Raw genomic sequence first — 15,434 nt, forward strand, 5'->3', positions numbered from 1 at the left:
TCTCCTGCGTCAACCCTGCGCGATCCGGATCGTGCGCAGGCTCTGTCGGCTAGCGTAGTCGCTGGTGAGCAAGGATAGTCGGCGCAGATGGGACATGGCGATCCCGCGGGCGCGGGCTTTCTCCACCCGGGACGGGCCGGTCGGCGGGTGGACATAGTCTGATGTGTCGTGTTCTCCCGCTGTGAATCGCAGATCCTCCCCGGCCGTCCGGTCGTGGCACGGTGACCCGCGTCCTCGTCGTGGACAACCACGACAGCTTCGTGCACACCATCGTCCAGTACCTCCGCGAGCTCGGCGCCGTCTGCGACGTGCGCCCCCGCGACCACGTGACGGTCGAGGACACGGCGGGCTTCGACGGGGTCCTGATCAGCCCCGGTCCCGGCGCTCCCGAGGACGCCGGGGTGAGCCTCCCGCTGGTCCGCCACTGCGAGGCCCGCGACCTGCCGCTGCTCGGCGTCTGCCTGGGCCACCAGGCCATCGCGGTCGCCCACGGCGCCGTCGTGACGCGGGCCCCGGAGCTGATGCACGGCCGTACGAGCGCGATCTCCCACGACGGGCGCGGGGTCTTCGCCGGGCTGCCCTCCCCGGTCACCATGACGCGCTACCACTCGCTGGCCGTGCTGCCCGGCACGGTGCCGGAGGTCCTGGAGGTCAGCGCGACCACGGACGACGGCGTGATCATGGGGCTCCGCCACCGTACGGCGCCGGTCGAGGGGGTGCAGTTCCACCCCGAGTCGGTGATCTCCGAGTACGGGCACCGGCTGCTCGGGAACTGGCTCGCGCGGATCGTGTAACGCCGCCCGCGCGCCGTACGACTAACCAGTGAGCCCTTCCGCCATTGCCCCCGAGTGGCGGAGGGGCTCTTCGCGTGCCCGCCGGAAGGCGCCGTGTCCGGCGGGAGAGGACTCAGGCGTCCGGGGAGGACCGTGCGAAGGGCCCCGGCGCACGCGAGGGTTGCGGGTCGCACGAAGGAGTCTCGGTCGGCGTACGCGAGAGGGCCCCCGCCACGGGCGGGGGCCCTCTCAGGCCGGGCGGCCGGTCAGCCGTGCTCGCCGTCGGGACTGTTGAAGAACGGGTCGTCGGTCGGCTCGTCGCTCGGGACGTCCGGCTGGTCGTCGGTCGGCTCGTCGCTCGGGAGACTGGGATCGTCGGTCGGCGGGGTCGGCTCCTCCGTCGGCATCGGAGGCTGGCCGCTGGAGACGGTGAGCGTGATCGTGGTGCCCGGCTGGATCTTCGCACCGCTTCCGGGGCTCTGGCTGAGGACGGTGCCCTCCGCCTGGTCGCTCGGCTGCTCGACGGTCTTGACCTTGAAGCCCGCGTCCTTGAGCGCCTTGGTCGCGTCACCCACCGTGTAACCGGTGACGTCCGGGACCTCGACGGCCTCCTTGGGGATGTAGATGCGGACGGTCCCGCCCTTGGCCGCCTTCTTCCCGGCCGCCGGGTCGCTCTCCAGGACGACGCCCTGCGGGCGGGAGGACGCCTTGGTCACCACGGTCACCTCGAAGCCCTTGCCCTCGAGCTCGGCGGTGGCCTCCTCGACGGTCTTGCCGACCACGTCGGGCACCGTGACCCGCTCCACGCCCTTGGAGACGACGACCTTCACCTCGGTGTTCTTGTCCACCTTGGCGCCGGCCGCCGGGTCGGTCTCGATGACCGCGCCCCTCGGCTGCTCCTCGCTGAACTCCTCGGTCGTCTTGACCTTCAGCCCGAGATCGGTGAGCTGCTTGGTCGCGGCCTCGACCGTCTGGGAGGCCAGCGCCGGGATCTCGACCTTGCCGTCGCCCGTGGGCGTGCCCGGAGCACTGAGGAAGGTGTAGCCCACGCCGATGAAGGCGCCGATGATCAGGAGCGGGATCAGGATCCACGCGGCGGTCTTGAGCGCGGTGTTGCCGCCTCCCTGGGCGCGCCGGCGTCCGCGCTCGCCCCGGCCGGCGCCGTCTTCGGTGCCGTACTCGTACGCCGGGACGGCGGTGGTGCGCTGGGTGACGGGCCCGCCTGGACCGGGCTGCTGCTGCATGGTCCGGGTGGCCGCACCGTAGTTGTTGGCCAGCGCCATCGTCTGGGCGTCCATCGGCATGCCCTGCAGGGCCCGCTGGATGTCGGCCCGCATCTCACCGGCGCTCTGGTAGCGGTGCGCCGGGTCCTTCGCCATCGCCTTGAGCACGATGGCGTCGGCCCACGCGGGGATCTCCGGGTCGATCTGCGACGGCGGGATCGGGTCCTCGCGGACGTGCTGGTAGGCGATCGCCACCGGCGAGTCGCCGGTGAACGGCGGCTGCCCGGTCAGCAGCTCGTACAGCACGCAACCGGTGGAGTAGATGTCGCTGCGGGCGTCGACCCGCTCGCCCCTGGCCTGCTCCGGCGAGAGGTACTGCGCGGTGCCGATCACCTGGGCGGTCTGCGTCATGGTCGCGGCCGAGTCGGCCATCGCGCGGGCGATGCCGAAGTCCATGACCTTGACGTCGCCGTTGCGGGTGATCATGATGTTCGCCGGCTTGATGTCCCGGTGCACGATGCCGCCGCGGTGGCTGTAGTCCAGCGCCCGCAGGATCCCGTCGACCAGCTCGGCCGCCCGCTCGGGCAGCAGCCGCCGGTCGGCCCGCAGGATGTCGCGCAGCGTGCTGCCGTCGACGTACTCCATCACGATGTACGGCACGGGCGCACCCTCGGAGGTGTCCTCACCGGTGTCGTAGACCGCCACGATGGACGGGTGGTTCAGCGACGCGGCGGACTGCGCCTCGCGGCGGAAACGCGCCTGGAACGTGTGGTCCCTGGCCAGGTCCGCACGGAGGGTCTTGATCGCGACGATCCGGTCCAGCCGGATGTCTCGGGCGCGATAGACCTCGGCCATGCCGCCACGCCCGACGACGCCGTCAAGCTCGTAGCGGTCGCCTAGGCGTCGAGGCTGAGTCATTTCCTGCACTGTCCCTTACCGTTCATCTTGGGTGCCGGTGAGCTCTCAGGCCACCGGTGTCCATCATCGGCCCCTTCCCGCATCACGTCTCCCCATTCGGTGGGACCGTCTCGCCGGGCTCGGTGGTGACGCTCGGCGTGGGTTCCGGGGTCGTCGTCGGGGGCGGGGGAGTCGGGGTCGGAGTGGTCGGTGTGGGGCTCGGGGTCGGTGACTTCGTCGGCCCCGTGGTGGGCGTGGCCGACGTACTTACCGTAGCCGACGGCGACGGCGAAGGTCGGGGCGACTTGGTCGGAGGAGCGGCCGGCCGGGTCGTCGCAGGTCTGCTCCTGCCGGGGGTGGCGGACGGCGACGTGGAGGCCCGCGGCTCGGGGGTGAACGGCTTCACCGACTCGTGCCTGTCGTCCGGGCCGGCCAGATCCTGGAACATCAGCGCGCCCAGCCCGACGGCGGCGGCGCAGCCCGCGGCCGCCGCGGTGATCGCGCCCGCCCGGCGCAGCCCGCTGCGGCGCGGCGCGGCCCGCCCGGCGCCCGCCGGGTCCGGTACGGCGCCCGCCGGGTCCGGTACGGCGCCCGCCGTGTCTGGTATGGCGCCCGCCGTGTCTGGTATGGCGCCCGCCGGGTCCGGTACGGCCTCCGCCGCGGGGAGGCCCCGGTAGCCGGTGGGATCGGTGAGCAGGACCAGGCCCGCGGCGCCCGCGGTGGCGAGCGACTCGCGCAGCACATAAGCCCGGTCCGACAGCTCCCTGGCGCTCGCCGGGCGCTGCGCGGGATCCTTGGCGAGGCAGGCCGCGACCAGGTCGCGCACCGGGCCGGGGACGCTCGCGGGCAGCGGCGGCGGCGGGTCGTTGAGGTGCATCAGCGCGATCGCCACCTGGTTCGCGGCGGTGAACGGCGGACGGCCGGTCAGGCACTCGTAGGCCACGACGCCCAGTGAGTAGAGGTCGGTGGCGGGGGTCAGCGTGATGCCGGACGCCTGCTCGGGGCTGACGTACTGGGCGGTGCCGAGGATGGTCCCGGTCTGGGTGACGGGCGCGGACTCCAGCGCCCTGGCGATGCCGAAATCGGTGATCTTGATCACACCGGCCCCGGTGACCAGCAGGTTGCCGGGCTTGACGTCCCGGTGGATGATCCCGGCCGCGTGCGCGGCGTGCAGCCCTCTGGCGGTCTGGTGCACCACGTCGAGGGCGACCTCGGGGCTCAGCACGCCGTTGCGGGCCAGGATGGCGGCCAGGGACTCCCCGGGGACCAGCTCCATGACGAGGTAGGCGACGTCGTCGGCCTCACCGTAGTCGAAGACCTGGGCGATCCCGGGGTCGGCCAGCCCGGCGGCGATCCTCGCCTCGGTGCGGAACCGCCCGCGGAAGGCGGGGTCGTCCGCGAGGTGCCGCCGGAGCAGCTTCACGGCGACCTCGCGGCCGAGCAGTTCGTCCCCCGCCCGCCAGACCTCGCCCATGCCGCCCGCCGCGATGCGCTCCAGCAGGCGGTAGCGGTCCCCGAGGAACGGCGTCATCTACCGAGCACCGCTTCCATCACGCTCCTGGCGATGGGGGCCGCGGTCTGGCCGCCGGAGGCGTCGTCGCCGGCGCTGCCCGACTCGACGATGAGCGCGACGGCGACCTTGGGGTCCTCGGCGGGTGCGAAGGAGACGAACCAGGCGTGCGGGGCACGGTTGCCGGAGGTCTCGGCGGTGCCGGTCTTGCCGGCGACGGCGACGCCCGGGATCTGCGCCGCGCTCGCCGTGCCCAGGTTGACGACGTTGACCATCATCTCCTTGAGCTTGGCCGCGGTCTCCTCGCTCATCGCGGTGGAGAGCTCCTCGGGGTCGGCGGTCTCGACCTCGCCGCCCTCGGCGTCGGCGACCTTGTTGACGAGGTACGGCTTCATGACCACGCCGTTGTTGGCGACGCCCGCCGCGACCATGGCCATCTGCAGCGGCGTCATCTGGTTGTTGCGCTGGCCGATCGAGGCCTGGGCGAGCGCGGCCTGGTCCTCCTCCTCGCCGATGCTGCTGGCCGAGACCGGCATCGGGATCTCCAGCTGCTCCCCGCCGATGCCGAACTTGGCGGCCTGCTCCTTCATCGCGTCGTAGCCGAGGTCCATGCCGATCTTGCCGAACGGCGTGTTGCAGGACTTCTCCAGCGCGTACGAGAGCGTCACGCGCCCGTTGCCGCAGGCGGAGTTGCCGTGGTTGGGCAGGTCGGCGGTGGTGTTCGGCAGGTCGAGCCGGGTCGGGGCGTCGATCTGGCTCTGCGGGCCGAGGGTGTCGTCGCTCTCCAGATAGGCCGTCATGGTGACGACCTTGAAGGTCGAGCCCGGCGGGTAGGTCCGCTCGATCGCCCGGTTCAGCAGCGGCTGGTCCTCGTCCTCGGCCAGTTTCTCGTAGGCCTTGTTCACCGCGGCCTTGTCCGCCTTGGAGAGCGGGTTCGGGTCGTAGGTGGGGACGGAGACCATGGCCAGGATCGCGCCGGTCTTCGGCTCGATCGCGACCAGCGCGCCCTTCTTGCCGCTCTCGCTCAGCGCCTTGTAGGCCGCCTCCTGCGCCTTGGGGTTGATCGTCAGGTCGACGTTGGCGCCCTTGGTCTGGGCGCCGCTGAACAGGTCGATGCTGCGCCGGATGAGCAGGTCGGCGCTGGACCCGTCGAGCAGGTCGTTCTTGGCCCGCTCGATGTCGCGCTCGCTCTCCGGCGCGAAGAAGCCGGTGATGGGCGCGTAGACCTTGCCCTCGGGGTAGCGGCGGGAGTACTTGTAGGTGTTGTCGTCGGTCTCGACCGACTCGGCGAGCACCTTGTTCCCCGCGGTGATCCGGCCGCGCTCGACCTCGTAGCGGGCGAAGAAGTTGCGGGTGTTGCGGGAGTCCTCCCGCAGACCGTCCGCCCGTACGGCCTGCAGATAGTTCACGTTGAGCATGAGCAGGCCGAACATCAGGATGCAGGCCAGGGCGACGCGCTTGAGGGGACTGTTCATCGCTGGAACACCTGCGTCATTCCTTCGTCCTGGATGGCCTGGGGCGCCGGCCTGCGCGCCGCGTCCGACATCCGCACCAGCAGCGCGATGAGGATCCAGTTGGACAGCAGCGCCGAGCCGCCCTGCGACATGAACGGGGTGACCAGGCCGGTGAGCGGGATCAGGTTGGTGACGCCGCCGACGATGATGAAGACCTGCCAGGCCAGCAGGAACGACAGGCCGCCCGCCAGCAGCTTGGTGAACGGGTCGCGAGCCGCGATCGAGGTCCGCAGGCCGCGCTCGACCAGCAGCGCGTAGACCATCAGCAGAGCCATCAGCCCGGTCAGGCCCAGCTCCTCGCCGACGGCGGCGAAGATGAAGTCGGAGATGGCCAGGGGGATCTCCTTGGGGTGGCCCTGGCCGAGCCCGGTGCCGAGGACGCCGCCCTCGCCCATGGCGAACAGGCCCTGCATGAGCTGCCAGCTGCCGCCGAGCTCACGGTTGTAGAGCTCGGGGTCCCCGGGGTCGAGGAAGATCTCCCACCGGGCCTGCACGTGGTCGAAGATCAGACCGGCGAGCAGTGCGCCGCCGATGAAGAGCAGGATGCCGATCAGCACCCAGGAGGTGCGCTGGGTGGCGATGTAGAGCATCGCGATGAACGTGCCGAAGATGAGCAGCGAGGAGCCGAGGTCCTTCTGCAGGATCAGCACGCCGAGGCTGAGCCCCCAGGTGATGAGGATCGGGCCGAGGTCGCGGGCGCGGGGCAGGTCGATGAAGAGCAGCCGCCGCCCGGCCAGCGCCAGCACGTCGCGCTTGGCGACCAGGTAGCCGGCGAAGAAGACGATCAGGGCGAGCTTGGCGAACTCGGCCGGCTGGAGCTGGCCCAGACCGGGGATGCCGATCCAGATGCGGGCGCCGTTGACCTCCTGGCCGAGGCCCGGGATCAGCGGCGAGACCAGCAGGAACAGGCCGAGGGCTCCGGCGGTGTAGGTGAGCCGCTGCAGCGCCCGGTGGTCGCGGAGCACGATCAGCGTCACGGTGAACAGCACGACCCCGACCGCGGTCCACAGCAGCTGCGTGTTGGCCGAGGCGCCGAACGCGTCGGCCTCCTCCAACCGGTAGATCATCACCAGGCCGAGGCCGTTGATCAGTGTCACCAGCGGCAGGATCAGCGGGTCGGCCCAGGGCGCGAACCTCGCCAGCACCAGATAGGCGGCCAGCATGAAGCCGCCCAGGCTGAGGCCGTAGGTGAGCATGCCGGAGGGGATCTGCCCGTCGATCGCCAGGCCCACGTTGGCGTACGCGCCCAACGTGATCGCGACCGCGAAGGCGAGCATCGCCAGCTGCGCCAACCGCCGTTTGGCCGGCAGGGGGACGGGTTCGACGCTAGGGGTGCTCATGTCTCTATTGTGACCTTGTGGGTTTCGGGGTGGGGGAGCCCTTCTGCGGCGGGCTGGCGGTGGCGGCGGGCGGATCGGTGCTGGTCGTGCCGTCGTCGGGGGCCTTGTCGCCGGTGTCTGCGGTGTCGGGGGTCTGCTCGGCGGAGGCCTTCAGTTCGGCCACCTTCTTCAGGCCCGCGTCGACGTTCGCGACCGGGATGCCGTCGCGCACCTGGCCCTGCTGGAACGCACCGAGGGTCGAGACCGCCACCTTGGTGCCGCGGACGGGGTCGAAGAGCTCGACGGGGCCGAGAGTGGTGTTCACCCCGCGGTAGACCACGATCTCGTCACCCCGCACTCCCACGAAGTACTGGTCGTCGAGCCACTGGCTCCCGAAGTACCAGCCTAGGCCGCCGCCGACGAGGACGACGCCTCCCAGCGAGGCCAGGATCGGCCACACGCGCCGGCGTCTGGCCGGGCGGCGGGCCGCCGCCTGCCCCCTGGGGGCGGGCCCGTCGAGGTCGTCGTCCGTGACGACGGGCTGGGGCATGGTGATCGCCCCGCCGCCGGCCCCGGCCGTGCCCGGCGCCGCCGGTGACGACTGCGAGAGGCTCAGGGTGGAGCCCGCGGCGCCCACCACGGCCGCCTCGGTGGACGGGGAGGAGAACCCCTCGTCCAGTTCCAGCACGTCGGCGACCACGCAGGTGATGTTGTCGGGACCGCCGCCGCGGTTGGCCAGGTCGATCAGGGTGCGGACCACCGTCTCGGGGTCGTCGATCGTGGAGAGCGTGTGGTGCAGCGTCTCGGCGCTCACGACCCCGGACAGTCCGTCGGAGCAGAGCAGGTAGCGGTCGCCGACCTGGGCCTCGCGGAGCGACAGGTCGGGGTCGACCTCGCCGCTGCCGTCCAGCGCGCGCAGCAGGATCGAGCGCTGCGGGTGGGTGGCGGCCTCCTCCTGGGTGATCCGGCCGTCGTCCACCAGCGACTGCACGAGGGTGTGGTCGTGCGTGATCTGGTAGAGCTCCCCGGTGCGCAGCAGGTAGGCGCGCGAGTCGCCGACGTGGACCAGCGCGACCCTGGTGCCCGACCAGAGCATGGCGGTCAGGGTGGTGCCCATGCCCTTGAGGCTGGGGTCCCGCCCCACCATCTCGTGGAGACGGCGGTTGGCGTCGCGGACGGCCGCCTCGATGGCGCTGAGCAGGTCACCCCCGAGTGCGTCCTCTTCGAGGGACGACATGGCGGCGATGGCGACCGAGCTGGCCACCTCACCGTGTGCGTGTCCGCCCATGCCGTCCGCGACGGCGAGCAGGCGGCCGCTGGCGTACGCCGAGTCCTCGTTGCCTTCGCGGAGGAGACCGACGTCCGAGCGGGCGGCGTAACGGAGTGCGATGGTCATTTGCGCAATTCGATGACGGTCTTACCGATGCGGATCGGAACGCCGAGCGGCACCGGAGTCGGACGGGTGACTTTGGAGCGGTCGAGGTAGGTGCCGTTGGTCGATCCGAGATCTTCCACGATCCACTGACCGTCCTGGGGGAAGAGCCGGGCGTGCCGGCTGGAGGCGTAGTCGTCGCTGACTACCAGGGTGGCGTCGTTCGCCCGGCCGATGGTGATGGGCGTCTCCGAGAGGGTGATGGTGGTGCCCTGGAGGGGGCCGCCGGTGACGACCATCTGCCGTGGCTCCCCCTTCTTGGACTTGGCCGCGGGTTTGGCCGGTTTGGGAGCCTTGCGCGCGGGAGCGGTGGCGGGCGTGCGGGATCCGAACAAGTCTGTCCGGATCACACCGACCGCGGCAATCACGAAGAACCACAGCACCGCGAGGAACGCGAGGCGGATCAACAGCAGCGTGAGCTCGGACATGGACCGTCTGTTTACCTTTAATCGCGCCGGAAAACCAGGGTCGTGCGCCCGAGCGTCACGCGAGTGCCGTTCTGGAGCTCGATCCGGCGAACCGGCTGGCCGTTGACGAAAGTGCCGTTCGTGGAGCCGAGGTCGACGAGCATGACCTGCGGGCCCTCCACTCGCAGCTCGGCGTGGTGCCGGGACACGCCCGGATCCACGAGCCGGAGATCGCAGTCGGTGCCCCTGCCGAGCAGGGTCACCGGTGTGGTCAGATCGTAGGACCGCTGGCCCTGCGGGTCATCCTGGGTGGAGACCAGCAGCCGGGGCCTGCCCTCGAACGCGTGCGAGCGGCCGGCGGGCACGTCGGTCACGGGCTTGCGGATCTCGTCCTGCTCGACCGTGGCTCCGCGGATCACTCCGGAGCGGATCCGGAACAGGCCGACCGCGAGGTCGTCCGCCGTCTCGAAACGCACCCGGACGGGTCCCACGAACGAGTAGCCCTGCTCCTTGGCGTACTCGCGGGCGAGGTTGGCCAGCTCGTGGCTGATGCTGTCGGCGTACACCTGCAGGCGCTCGCTGTCGGTCGTGGACAGCTCGACCACGAAGTCGTTCGGGACGAGCGTCCGCCCCTGGGCGACGATCGCGGCCCGCTCGTCCATCTCCCGCTGCACCGCGCTGGCGACCTCGACCGGCTGAAGGTCGGACTTGAACGCACGCGCAAAGGCCCCCTCAACCAAGCCTTCGAGCCTCCGCTCGAAGCGCTGAAGGACTCCCACCGGGTACCTCCCTTCCTCCGTCATCTAGAAGGATCGTATCCGGGTTCGTGGGTACCGGCTGATCCGTGCTAATGTTTCGAGCGCACCCAAACAAGGGCGGGTGGCGGAACGGCAGACGCGCACGGTTCAGGTCCGTGTGTCCGAAAGGACGTGAGGGTTCAAATCCCTCCTCGCCCACTCTAAGTCGGCCCCGGCTGGTCGCGGACGAAAGTCCGCTTCCCCGGGGCCTTTTCGTTGTTCCCTCCAGGGGGGCGACCCCCTGGAACCCCCGATGTGGGGGCTCCGCCCCCACGCCCCTGGCTGCGCCTCCCTTGGGACGGGTTTCCTGCCGGGGTGTGGGTCACGGGTTCTCGGGCTCGGGGTGGGGCGGCTTCCCGGTTCTCCGGGAGCACTTCGGGTCCGGAGGGCGGGCATGGGTCTCCGTGGGCCGGGAGGGCCGGTGTCGGGGGCGGGGAGGGCCGGTGCGGGCCTCCGGGGGCCGTGTCGGACGGCGCCCCGGGTCCTTTCTAGGCGCGGTCGCTTGTCGGTGGCTTTCGGACGGCTTGCACAGGCTTTGCGGGCTGCGGTTTTACGCTGACAGAGAAAAACGGGCCGGAGAAGGTGACTTCTCCGGCCCGTCCGTAAATCCGGCTCAGTGCGCGACGGGCACCCGGACGTCCAGCAGTTCGCCGAGCAGGTCGGTGAGGCTCACCATGCCGACCACCTCGTCCGCGTCCCTGACGAGGCCCACGTGCGCGTGGGCCTCCTGCAGGGTGGCGACGGCCTCCGAGACGGTCGTGGACCTCTCCAGCCGGGGAACGGGGCGGGCCAGCTCCGCGGGGCTCGCCTCCGGCCGGATCAGGACGTCCCGGACGTGCAGGACCCCCAGGATGTCGCGGGGGTCGCCGGAGCCCACCAGCAGGCGCAGGTGACCGCTGTCGCCGGCGGTCCGCCGCACCTGGGCGGCGGTGGCGTCGGCGGCCACCCGGACGGCCTCGGCGATGGGCAGCATCAACCGCTCGATCGGCTGCTGGTGGACCCGCAGGGCCCGGGTCAGCAGGTCGTGCTCGTCGCGGTCCAGCAGTCCCATCCGGCCCGACTCGCCGACCAGCATGGCCAGCTGGACCGGGGTCCTGGTGGTGGCCAGCTCGTCCCTGGCGTGCACGCCGAACAGCCGCAGTGCGGCGTTGGTGAGGCCGTTGAGGGAGGCCAGCACCGGTCGGACCACCCGGGTGAAGCCGCGGAACGGCAGGGCCAGGCCCATCGCCGCGATCTCCGGGTGGGTCAGCGCCCACGACTTGGGCGCCATCTCGCCGACCACCATGTGCAGGAAGGTCACCAGGGCCAGCGCGATCACCAGGGAGACGGGGACCCGGAACGACTCGGGGACCCCGATCGCGCCGAAGACCGGCTCCAGGAGGTGCTCGATGGCCGGCTCGGTCACCATGCCCAGGCCGAGCGAGCACAGGGTGATGCCGAGCTGGGCGCCGGCCAGCATCAGGGAGAGCTCCCTGCCGCCGCGTACGGCGGCGCGGGCGGCCAGCCGGGTCAGCCGGCCGCCCTTGCCCGCGAGCTCCTCCAGGCGGTGCCTGCGGGCCGAGATGACCGCGAACTCGGCGGCGACGAAGAAGGCGTTCCCGATCAGCAGGGCGACGCCGAGCAGCAGCGCTCCGGTGGTGCTCATCGGCCGCTCACCCGCCCGCTCCGGGCCATGGAGCCCTGGTGGGCCCGCTCGCGGGAGCTCTCGTGGGAGTCCTCACGGGAGTCCCCACCGGAAGCCCCGTCCTCCGGGACCCCCGGCTCCGCCGCGCGCCCGGCCGGCTCCGCCTCGGGGAGGTCGCGACCGGCGTGACCGGCCGGGGCGAGCCGTACCCACTCGGGGACCCTGCGGTGCACCGAGAGGACCGTCAGGACCGCCTCGGCCTCGTCCGGCCCGTCCGCCTCCAGCGGGTCGCCCTCCACGGTCAGGGTGACGGGCACCGCGTCGCCGGGCTCCGCCATGCGGCCGAGCACGGACAGGACCAGCCCGGCGATGGTGTCGTAGCCGTCGCTCTCGGGGAGGGACAGGCCGGTCGCCCGCTCGACCTCGTCGAGGCGGAGCGTGCCGGGCACGTCCCAGGTGCCGTCGCCGCCCGCCACGACGCCGGCGGGCTCGGGGTCGTTCTCGTCGACCAGCTCGCCGACGAGCTCCTCGGCGAGGTCCTCGACGGTGACCACGCCGGCCAGCCCGCCGTACTCGTCGATGACGCAGGCGAGGTCGTCGCGGGCGGCGCGCATGCGCTCCAGCACGACCGGGAGCGGCAGGGAGTCGGGGACCAGCAGGGCCGGGCGGGTGATCAGCTCCAGCGGGTCGTCGTCGGTCAGGTCCGAGCGGAGCAGCTCGCGCACGCCGGTGACGCCGACCACGTCCTCGCCGGTGCGCCGGCAGAGCACCGGGTAGCGGGAGTGGCCGTGCTCGCGGACCGCGTCGAGCAGGTCGGAGATCGGGCGGTCGTCGCGGAGCAGCACCACGCGGGGGCGCGGGACCATGACGTCCTCGGCCGTGCGGTCGCCGAACTCCAGCGCGCGCTCCAGCAGCTCGGACAGTCGCGGCGGCAGGTCGCCGGTCGCGCCCGACTCGGCGATGATCCGGGAAAGCTCCTCCGGGCTCGCGCCGTGCTCGACCTCCTCGACCGGTTCGACGCCGATCCTGCGGAGCAGGCCGGTGGCGGCGGAGTCGAACAGCCGGATGACCGGCCCGGCGACCTTGAGGTAGACCAGGGTCGAGCGGGCCAGGAACTTGGCCACCTGCTCGGGCCGGGCGATGCCGAGGTTCTTGGGGGCGAGCTCGCCGAGGACCATCTGGACGACGGTCGCCACCGCGACGGCCAGCGCGATCGCCACGCCGGGCACCGCGCCCGCGGGCAGCCCGGCGGCCTCCAGGCCGGGGCGGATCACGGTGGCGATGGCGGGCTCGGCGATGAAGCCGACCAGCAGGGCCGTGACGGTGATGCCGAGCTGGGCGCCCGAGAGCATGAAGGACAGGCGCCCCGTCACCTCCAGCGCGCGCCGGGCGGCGGCGTCACCGGCGTCGGCCTGTTCGCGCAGCACGCCGCGGTCGGCGGCGACGAAGGCGAACTCCTGGGCGACGAAGTAGCCGGTGGCGGCGGTGAGGAGCAGTACGGCCAGCAGGCCGAGAGCCGTGGTCACCGGGCGGCTCTCCCGATCAGGTCAGTGGGGCCCGTGCACGCGCACGGGCAGGTACTCCACGAGTCCGGAGTGGACACGATCATCCTTTCGAGTGGTTGTCGTCCTCTACGGTAACGATCGGGACGGTGATCGATGTTTCCGGATGGCTCAACGATCGGGTTCTCGACCGTCCAGTACCCTTCTGAGTACTTTTCCACAGGGAAACCTTGACGACGCCTCTACGCGGGTGAGAGCCACGAAGTAGCGTCGATGGTGATGATTCCCTCGTTCCCGCCGCCGGTTGGAAACGCAGGGCTGGAAGCGGCTTCGAGAAGTGGCGGAGATTCGACGTGGGTGACTGGCAGGAAGACGACGACCGCACCCGTGCGCTGCGGTCGCCCGTGCCCACACCCGTGGCGCGGGACGAGACCACGCCCCGGGCGGTCTCCCGGGTGTACGGCAAGGCACGGCAGGGCAGCGCCCCCGTCCGGCCCCTTCCGGGTTCGCCCGGATCCCCCGCCGGGCCCGCGGGCTCCGCGGGGACTCCTCCCGGCACTCCGCCCGGAGCCCCCTCCTCCGGCGGGAAGGGCGGTTTCCGGATGCCGAACGTGAGTCTGCGGCCGAAAGGCGGCGGGGGGCCGAGGCGGCCGGGCCGGTGGTTCCTGCGGATCCTCGCGGGCCTGCTCGTCCTGCTGCTGGTGCTCGCCGTCGGCGGATACTTCACGATCGACTCGCGGCTGAAGCGGATCGAGGCGCTCGGCGACTACGAGGGGCGGCCCGCCGACACCCCCGGCACGAACTGGCTGCTGGTCGGCTCCGACAGCCGGGAGGGCCTGACCAAGGCCCAGCGCCGCAAGCTCGCCACCGGCAGCTCCGTGGGCCGCCGCACCGACACGATGATGCTGCTGCACATCCCCGACGGCGACGGCCGCCCGACCCTGGTCAGCCTGCCCCGCGACTCCTACGTCCCCATCGACGGCCACGGCAGCGACAAGCTCAACGCGGCCTACGCCTACTCCGACGGCGGGCCGAAGCTGCTGGCCAAGACGGTGGAGCAGGTCAGCGGGCTGCGGATCGACAATTACATGGAGATCGGCTTCGGCGGCTTCGTGGGCATCGTGGACGCCATCGGCGGCGTCGAGATCGACGTCAAGCAGAACATCAAGGACCCCAAGGCCGGGATCAACCTGAAGAAGGGCGTGCAGACGCTCGACGGCGGCACGGCCCTCGGCTACGTCCGCACCCGCGCGACCGGGGCCGTCCCCGATTTCGACCGGACCCAGCGCCAGCGCCAGTTCTTCTCCGCCGTGGTGAAGAAGGCCGCGAGCCCGGGCGTCCTGCTCAACCCCTTCACCTCCGTCCCGCTGGCGTTCAGCGCCACCGACTCGGTGGCCGTCGGGACGGAGACCGGCTCGTTCGACCTGCTCTCCCTCGCCCTGGCGATGGGGGACAACCCCGTCACCACGGTCGTGCCGATCGGTTCCCTGCCCACCATCAACGGCCAGTCGGTCGTCAAGTGGGACCGGGAGAAGGCCCTGCGCATGTTCAGGGCCCTGGCCGAGGACAAGCCCGTCCCCAAGGACGTCCTCGCCAAGTAGTGTCTCCGGCCTCGCCGGGCGGCGGCCCCGGCGGCCCTGGTGTCCCCGCCGGACACGGACCGGGCTCCGGAGGGAGCCCCGTACGGCGCGGCCCGCGCCGTACGGGGCCGGACGGGAGCCCGGCCCCGGCCCGCGTCCCGGGACCCGTCAGGCTCCGGCGGCCGCCGCGGCGGCCACGGCCCCGGCCACGATGGCGGCGTTGATCGAGTCGATGGTCTTGGCCACGGCCCTGCCCACCCACTCGCTCTCGACGATCTCCTTGACGCGCTCCTTGCGCACGCCGGGGAACGCCTTGCGGTCGATCTTGGCCGCGTGCAGGACGGCGATCAGCACGGCCACCCGCTCGTCCGGGTCCGCCCCGTCCAGCACGCTCCGCACCCGCTCGCGGATCTCCCGCTCCACCCGCGGGTCGCGCTCCGGATAGCGGGCGACGGGGAAGATCCCGAGGATCTTCCGGTGCTCCTCGTTCAGCACACCGCGCTCGGCCAGCCCGGTGAGCAGGCGCTTGCGGAGCTTGGCGGAGGAGAGCCGGTAGACCCACCAGTCGGGTTTGCGCTCTTTGGCCTCCCCTGCGATCCGGGCGAGCGTCGCGTCCAGCTCCTCGTCCCCCAGCGGGGTCGCGTCCCTGACCGTGACCTTCTTCCCGTCCAGGTCGATGCGGCCGTTCACGGCGAGCTCCGCCAGCAGCGCGCCGCCGAGCGCGGAGTCCAGCTGCGTCGCCCCGACCAGTGGCTTGCCCTCGGTCTCCTCGTGGGCGAGGAGAAGGACTTCTTCGGCGATGGTGGTCATGATCCGACCCTATTGCGGCATCCCCGCACCGGGCATCCCCGCACCG

12 protein-coding genes and 1 tRNA gene are annotated in these 15,434 nt (G+C 71.7%); 3 read left to right on the plus strand and 10 right to left on the minus strand.

The window, feature by feature from the left end:
* Window positions 1–221: 221 nt before the first annotated feature.
* Complete coding sequence (locus HS048_RS04535) at window positions 222–794, plus strand: gamma-glutamyl-gamma-aminobutyrate hydrolase family protein (protein ID WP_196466229.1); 573 nt, start codon at window positions 222–224, stop codon at window positions 792–794.
* Between the two features lie 245 nt (window positions 795–1,039).
* On the opposite strand, the gene pknB is transcribed toward HS048_RS04535, so the two are convergent.
* The 7 genes from pknB to HS048_RS04570 form a co-directional block, all read right to left on the minus strand.
* Complete coding sequence (gene pknB / locus HS048_RS04540) at window positions 1,040–2,914, minus strand: Stk1 family PASTA domain-containing Ser/Thr kinase (RefSeq protein ID WP_196466230.1); 1,875 nt, start codon at window positions 2,912–2,914, stop codon at window positions 1,040–1,042.
* 82 nt (window positions 2,915–2,996) lie between these two features.
* A complete protein-coding gene (locus tag HS048_RS04545; RefSeq protein WP_196466231.1) occupies window positions 2,997–4,424 on the minus strand; it encodes a serine/threonine-protein kinase in 1,428 nt (475 codons plus the stop codon).
* Window positions 4,421–5,878, minus strand: coding sequence for a penicillin-binding protein 2 (locus tag HS048_RS04550; RefSeq protein WP_196466232.1), 1,458 nt, complete (start codon window positions 5,876–5,878; stop codon window positions 4,421–4,423). The genes HS048_RS04545 and HS048_RS04550 overlap by 4 nt, the downstream gene beginning before the upstream one ends.
* Complete coding sequence (locus HS048_RS04555) at window positions 5,875–7,257, minus strand: FtsW/RodA/SpoVE family cell cycle protein (RefSeq protein ID WP_068900139.1); 1,383 nt, start codon at window positions 7,255–7,257, stop codon at window positions 5,875–5,877. The genes HS048_RS04550 and HS048_RS04555 overlap by 4 nt, the downstream gene beginning before the upstream one ends.
* A gap of 4 nt (window positions 7,258–7,261) precedes the next feature.
* Window positions 7,262–8,632 carry a Stp1/IreP family PP2C-type Ser/Thr phosphatase gene (locus HS048_RS04560; RefSeq protein WP_196466233.1) on the minus strand — a complete coding sequence of 457 codons (1,371 nt, stop codon included), beginning with the start codon at window positions 8,630–8,632 and terminating at the stop codon, window positions 7,262–7,264.
* Complete coding sequence (locus tag HS048_RS04565; RefSeq protein WP_068900135.1) at window positions 8,629–9,096, minus strand: FHA domain-containing protein; 468 nt, start codon at window positions 9,094–9,096, stop codon at window positions 8,629–8,631. The genes HS048_RS04560 and HS048_RS04565 overlap by 4 nt, the downstream gene beginning before the upstream one ends.
* Window positions 9,097–9,113: 17 nt before the next feature.
* Window positions 9,114–9,854 (minus strand): DUF3662 and FHA domain-containing protein, encoded by a 741-nt coding sequence (locus HS048_RS04570; RefSeq protein WP_068900132.1) that lies wholly within the window; start codon window positions 9,852–9,854, stop codon window positions 9,114–9,116.
* A 94-nt stretch (window positions 9,855–9,948) separates the two neighbouring features.
* Between HS048_RS04570 and HS048_RS04575 the strand changes: the two genes are divergently transcribed.
* A tRNA-Leu gene (locus tag HS048_RS04575) sits at window positions 9,949–10,031 on the plus strand.
* Window positions 10,032–10,485: 454 nt separating this feature from the next.
* Here HS048_RS04575 and HS048_RS04580 read toward each other — a convergent pair.
* Together HS048_RS04580 and HS048_RS04585 are read right to left on the minus strand one after the other, a co-directional pair.
* Window positions 10,486–11,517, minus strand: a complete 1,032-nt coding sequence (locus tag HS048_RS04580) for a hemolysin family protein (RefSeq protein WP_068900130.1) — start codon at window positions 11,515–11,517, stop codon at window positions 10,486–10,488.
* Entirely contained in the window at window positions 11,514–13,022 is a 1,509-nt protein-coding gene (locus HS048_RS04585; protein ID WP_196466234.1) for a hemolysin family protein, read from the minus strand. Before HS048_RS04585 ends, HS048_RS04580 begins: the two co-directional genes overlap by 4 nt.
* A 329-nt stretch (window positions 13,023–13,351) precedes the next feature.
* Here HS048_RS04585 and HS048_RS04590 point away from each other — a divergent pair, with 329 nt between their 5' ends.
* A complete protein-coding gene (locus HS048_RS04590; RefSeq protein WP_307832365.1) occupies window positions 13,352–14,599 on the plus strand; it encodes an LCP family protein in 1,248 nt (415 codons plus the stop codon).
* Window positions 14,600–14,746: 147 nt separating this feature from the next.
* Here the strand turns inward: HS048_RS04590 and HS048_RS04595 are convergent, their stop codons facing one another.
* Complete coding sequence (locus HS048_RS04595; protein WP_230880727.1) at window positions 14,747–15,388, minus strand: GPP34 family phosphoprotein; 642 nt, start codon at window positions 15,386–15,388, stop codon at window positions 14,747–14,749.
* Window positions 15,389–15,434: the final 46 nt, after the last annotated feature.

It is taken from the genome of Planomonospora sp. ID91781, assembly GCF_015711595.1.
GTDB lineage: Bacteria > Actinomycetota > Actinomycetes > Streptosporangiales > Streptosporangiaceae > Planomonospora > Planomonospora parontospora.

Excerpts from the sequence above, each read along its gene's own strand:
- pknB (WP_196466230.1), bottom strand. The coding sequence starts at position 2,914 with ATGACTCAGCCTCGACGCCTAGGCGACCGCTACGAGCTTGACGGCGTC.
- HS048_RS04545 (WP_196466231.1), bottom strand. The coding sequence starts at position 4,424 with ATGACGCCGTTCCTCGGGGACCGCTACCGCCTGCTGGAGCGCATCGCG.
- HS048_RS04550 (WP_196466232.1), bottom strand. The coding sequence starts at position 5,878 with ATGAACAGTCCCCTCAAGCGCGTCGCCCTGGCCTGCATCCTGATGTTC.
- HS048_RS04555 (WP_068900139.1), bottom strand. The coding sequence starts at position 7,257 with ATGAGCACCCCTAGCGTCGAACCCGTCCCCCTGCCGGCCAAACGGCGG.
- HS048_RS04560 (WP_196466233.1), bottom strand. The coding sequence starts at position 8,632 with ATGACCATCGCACTCCGTTACGCCGCCCGCTCGGACGTCGGTCTCCTC.
- HS048_RS04565 (WP_068900135.1), bottom strand. The coding sequence starts at position 9,096 with ATGTCCGAGCTCACGCTGCTGTTGATCCGCCTCGCGTTCCTCGCGGTG.
- HS048_RS04580 (WP_068900130.1), bottom strand. The coding sequence starts at position 11,517 with ATGAGCACCACCGGAGCGCTGCTGCTCGGCGTCGCCCTGCTGATCGGG.
- HS048_RS04595 (WP_230880727.1), bottom strand. The coding sequence starts at position 15,388 with ATGACCACCATCGCCGAAGAAGTCCTTCTCCTCGCCCACGAGGAGACC.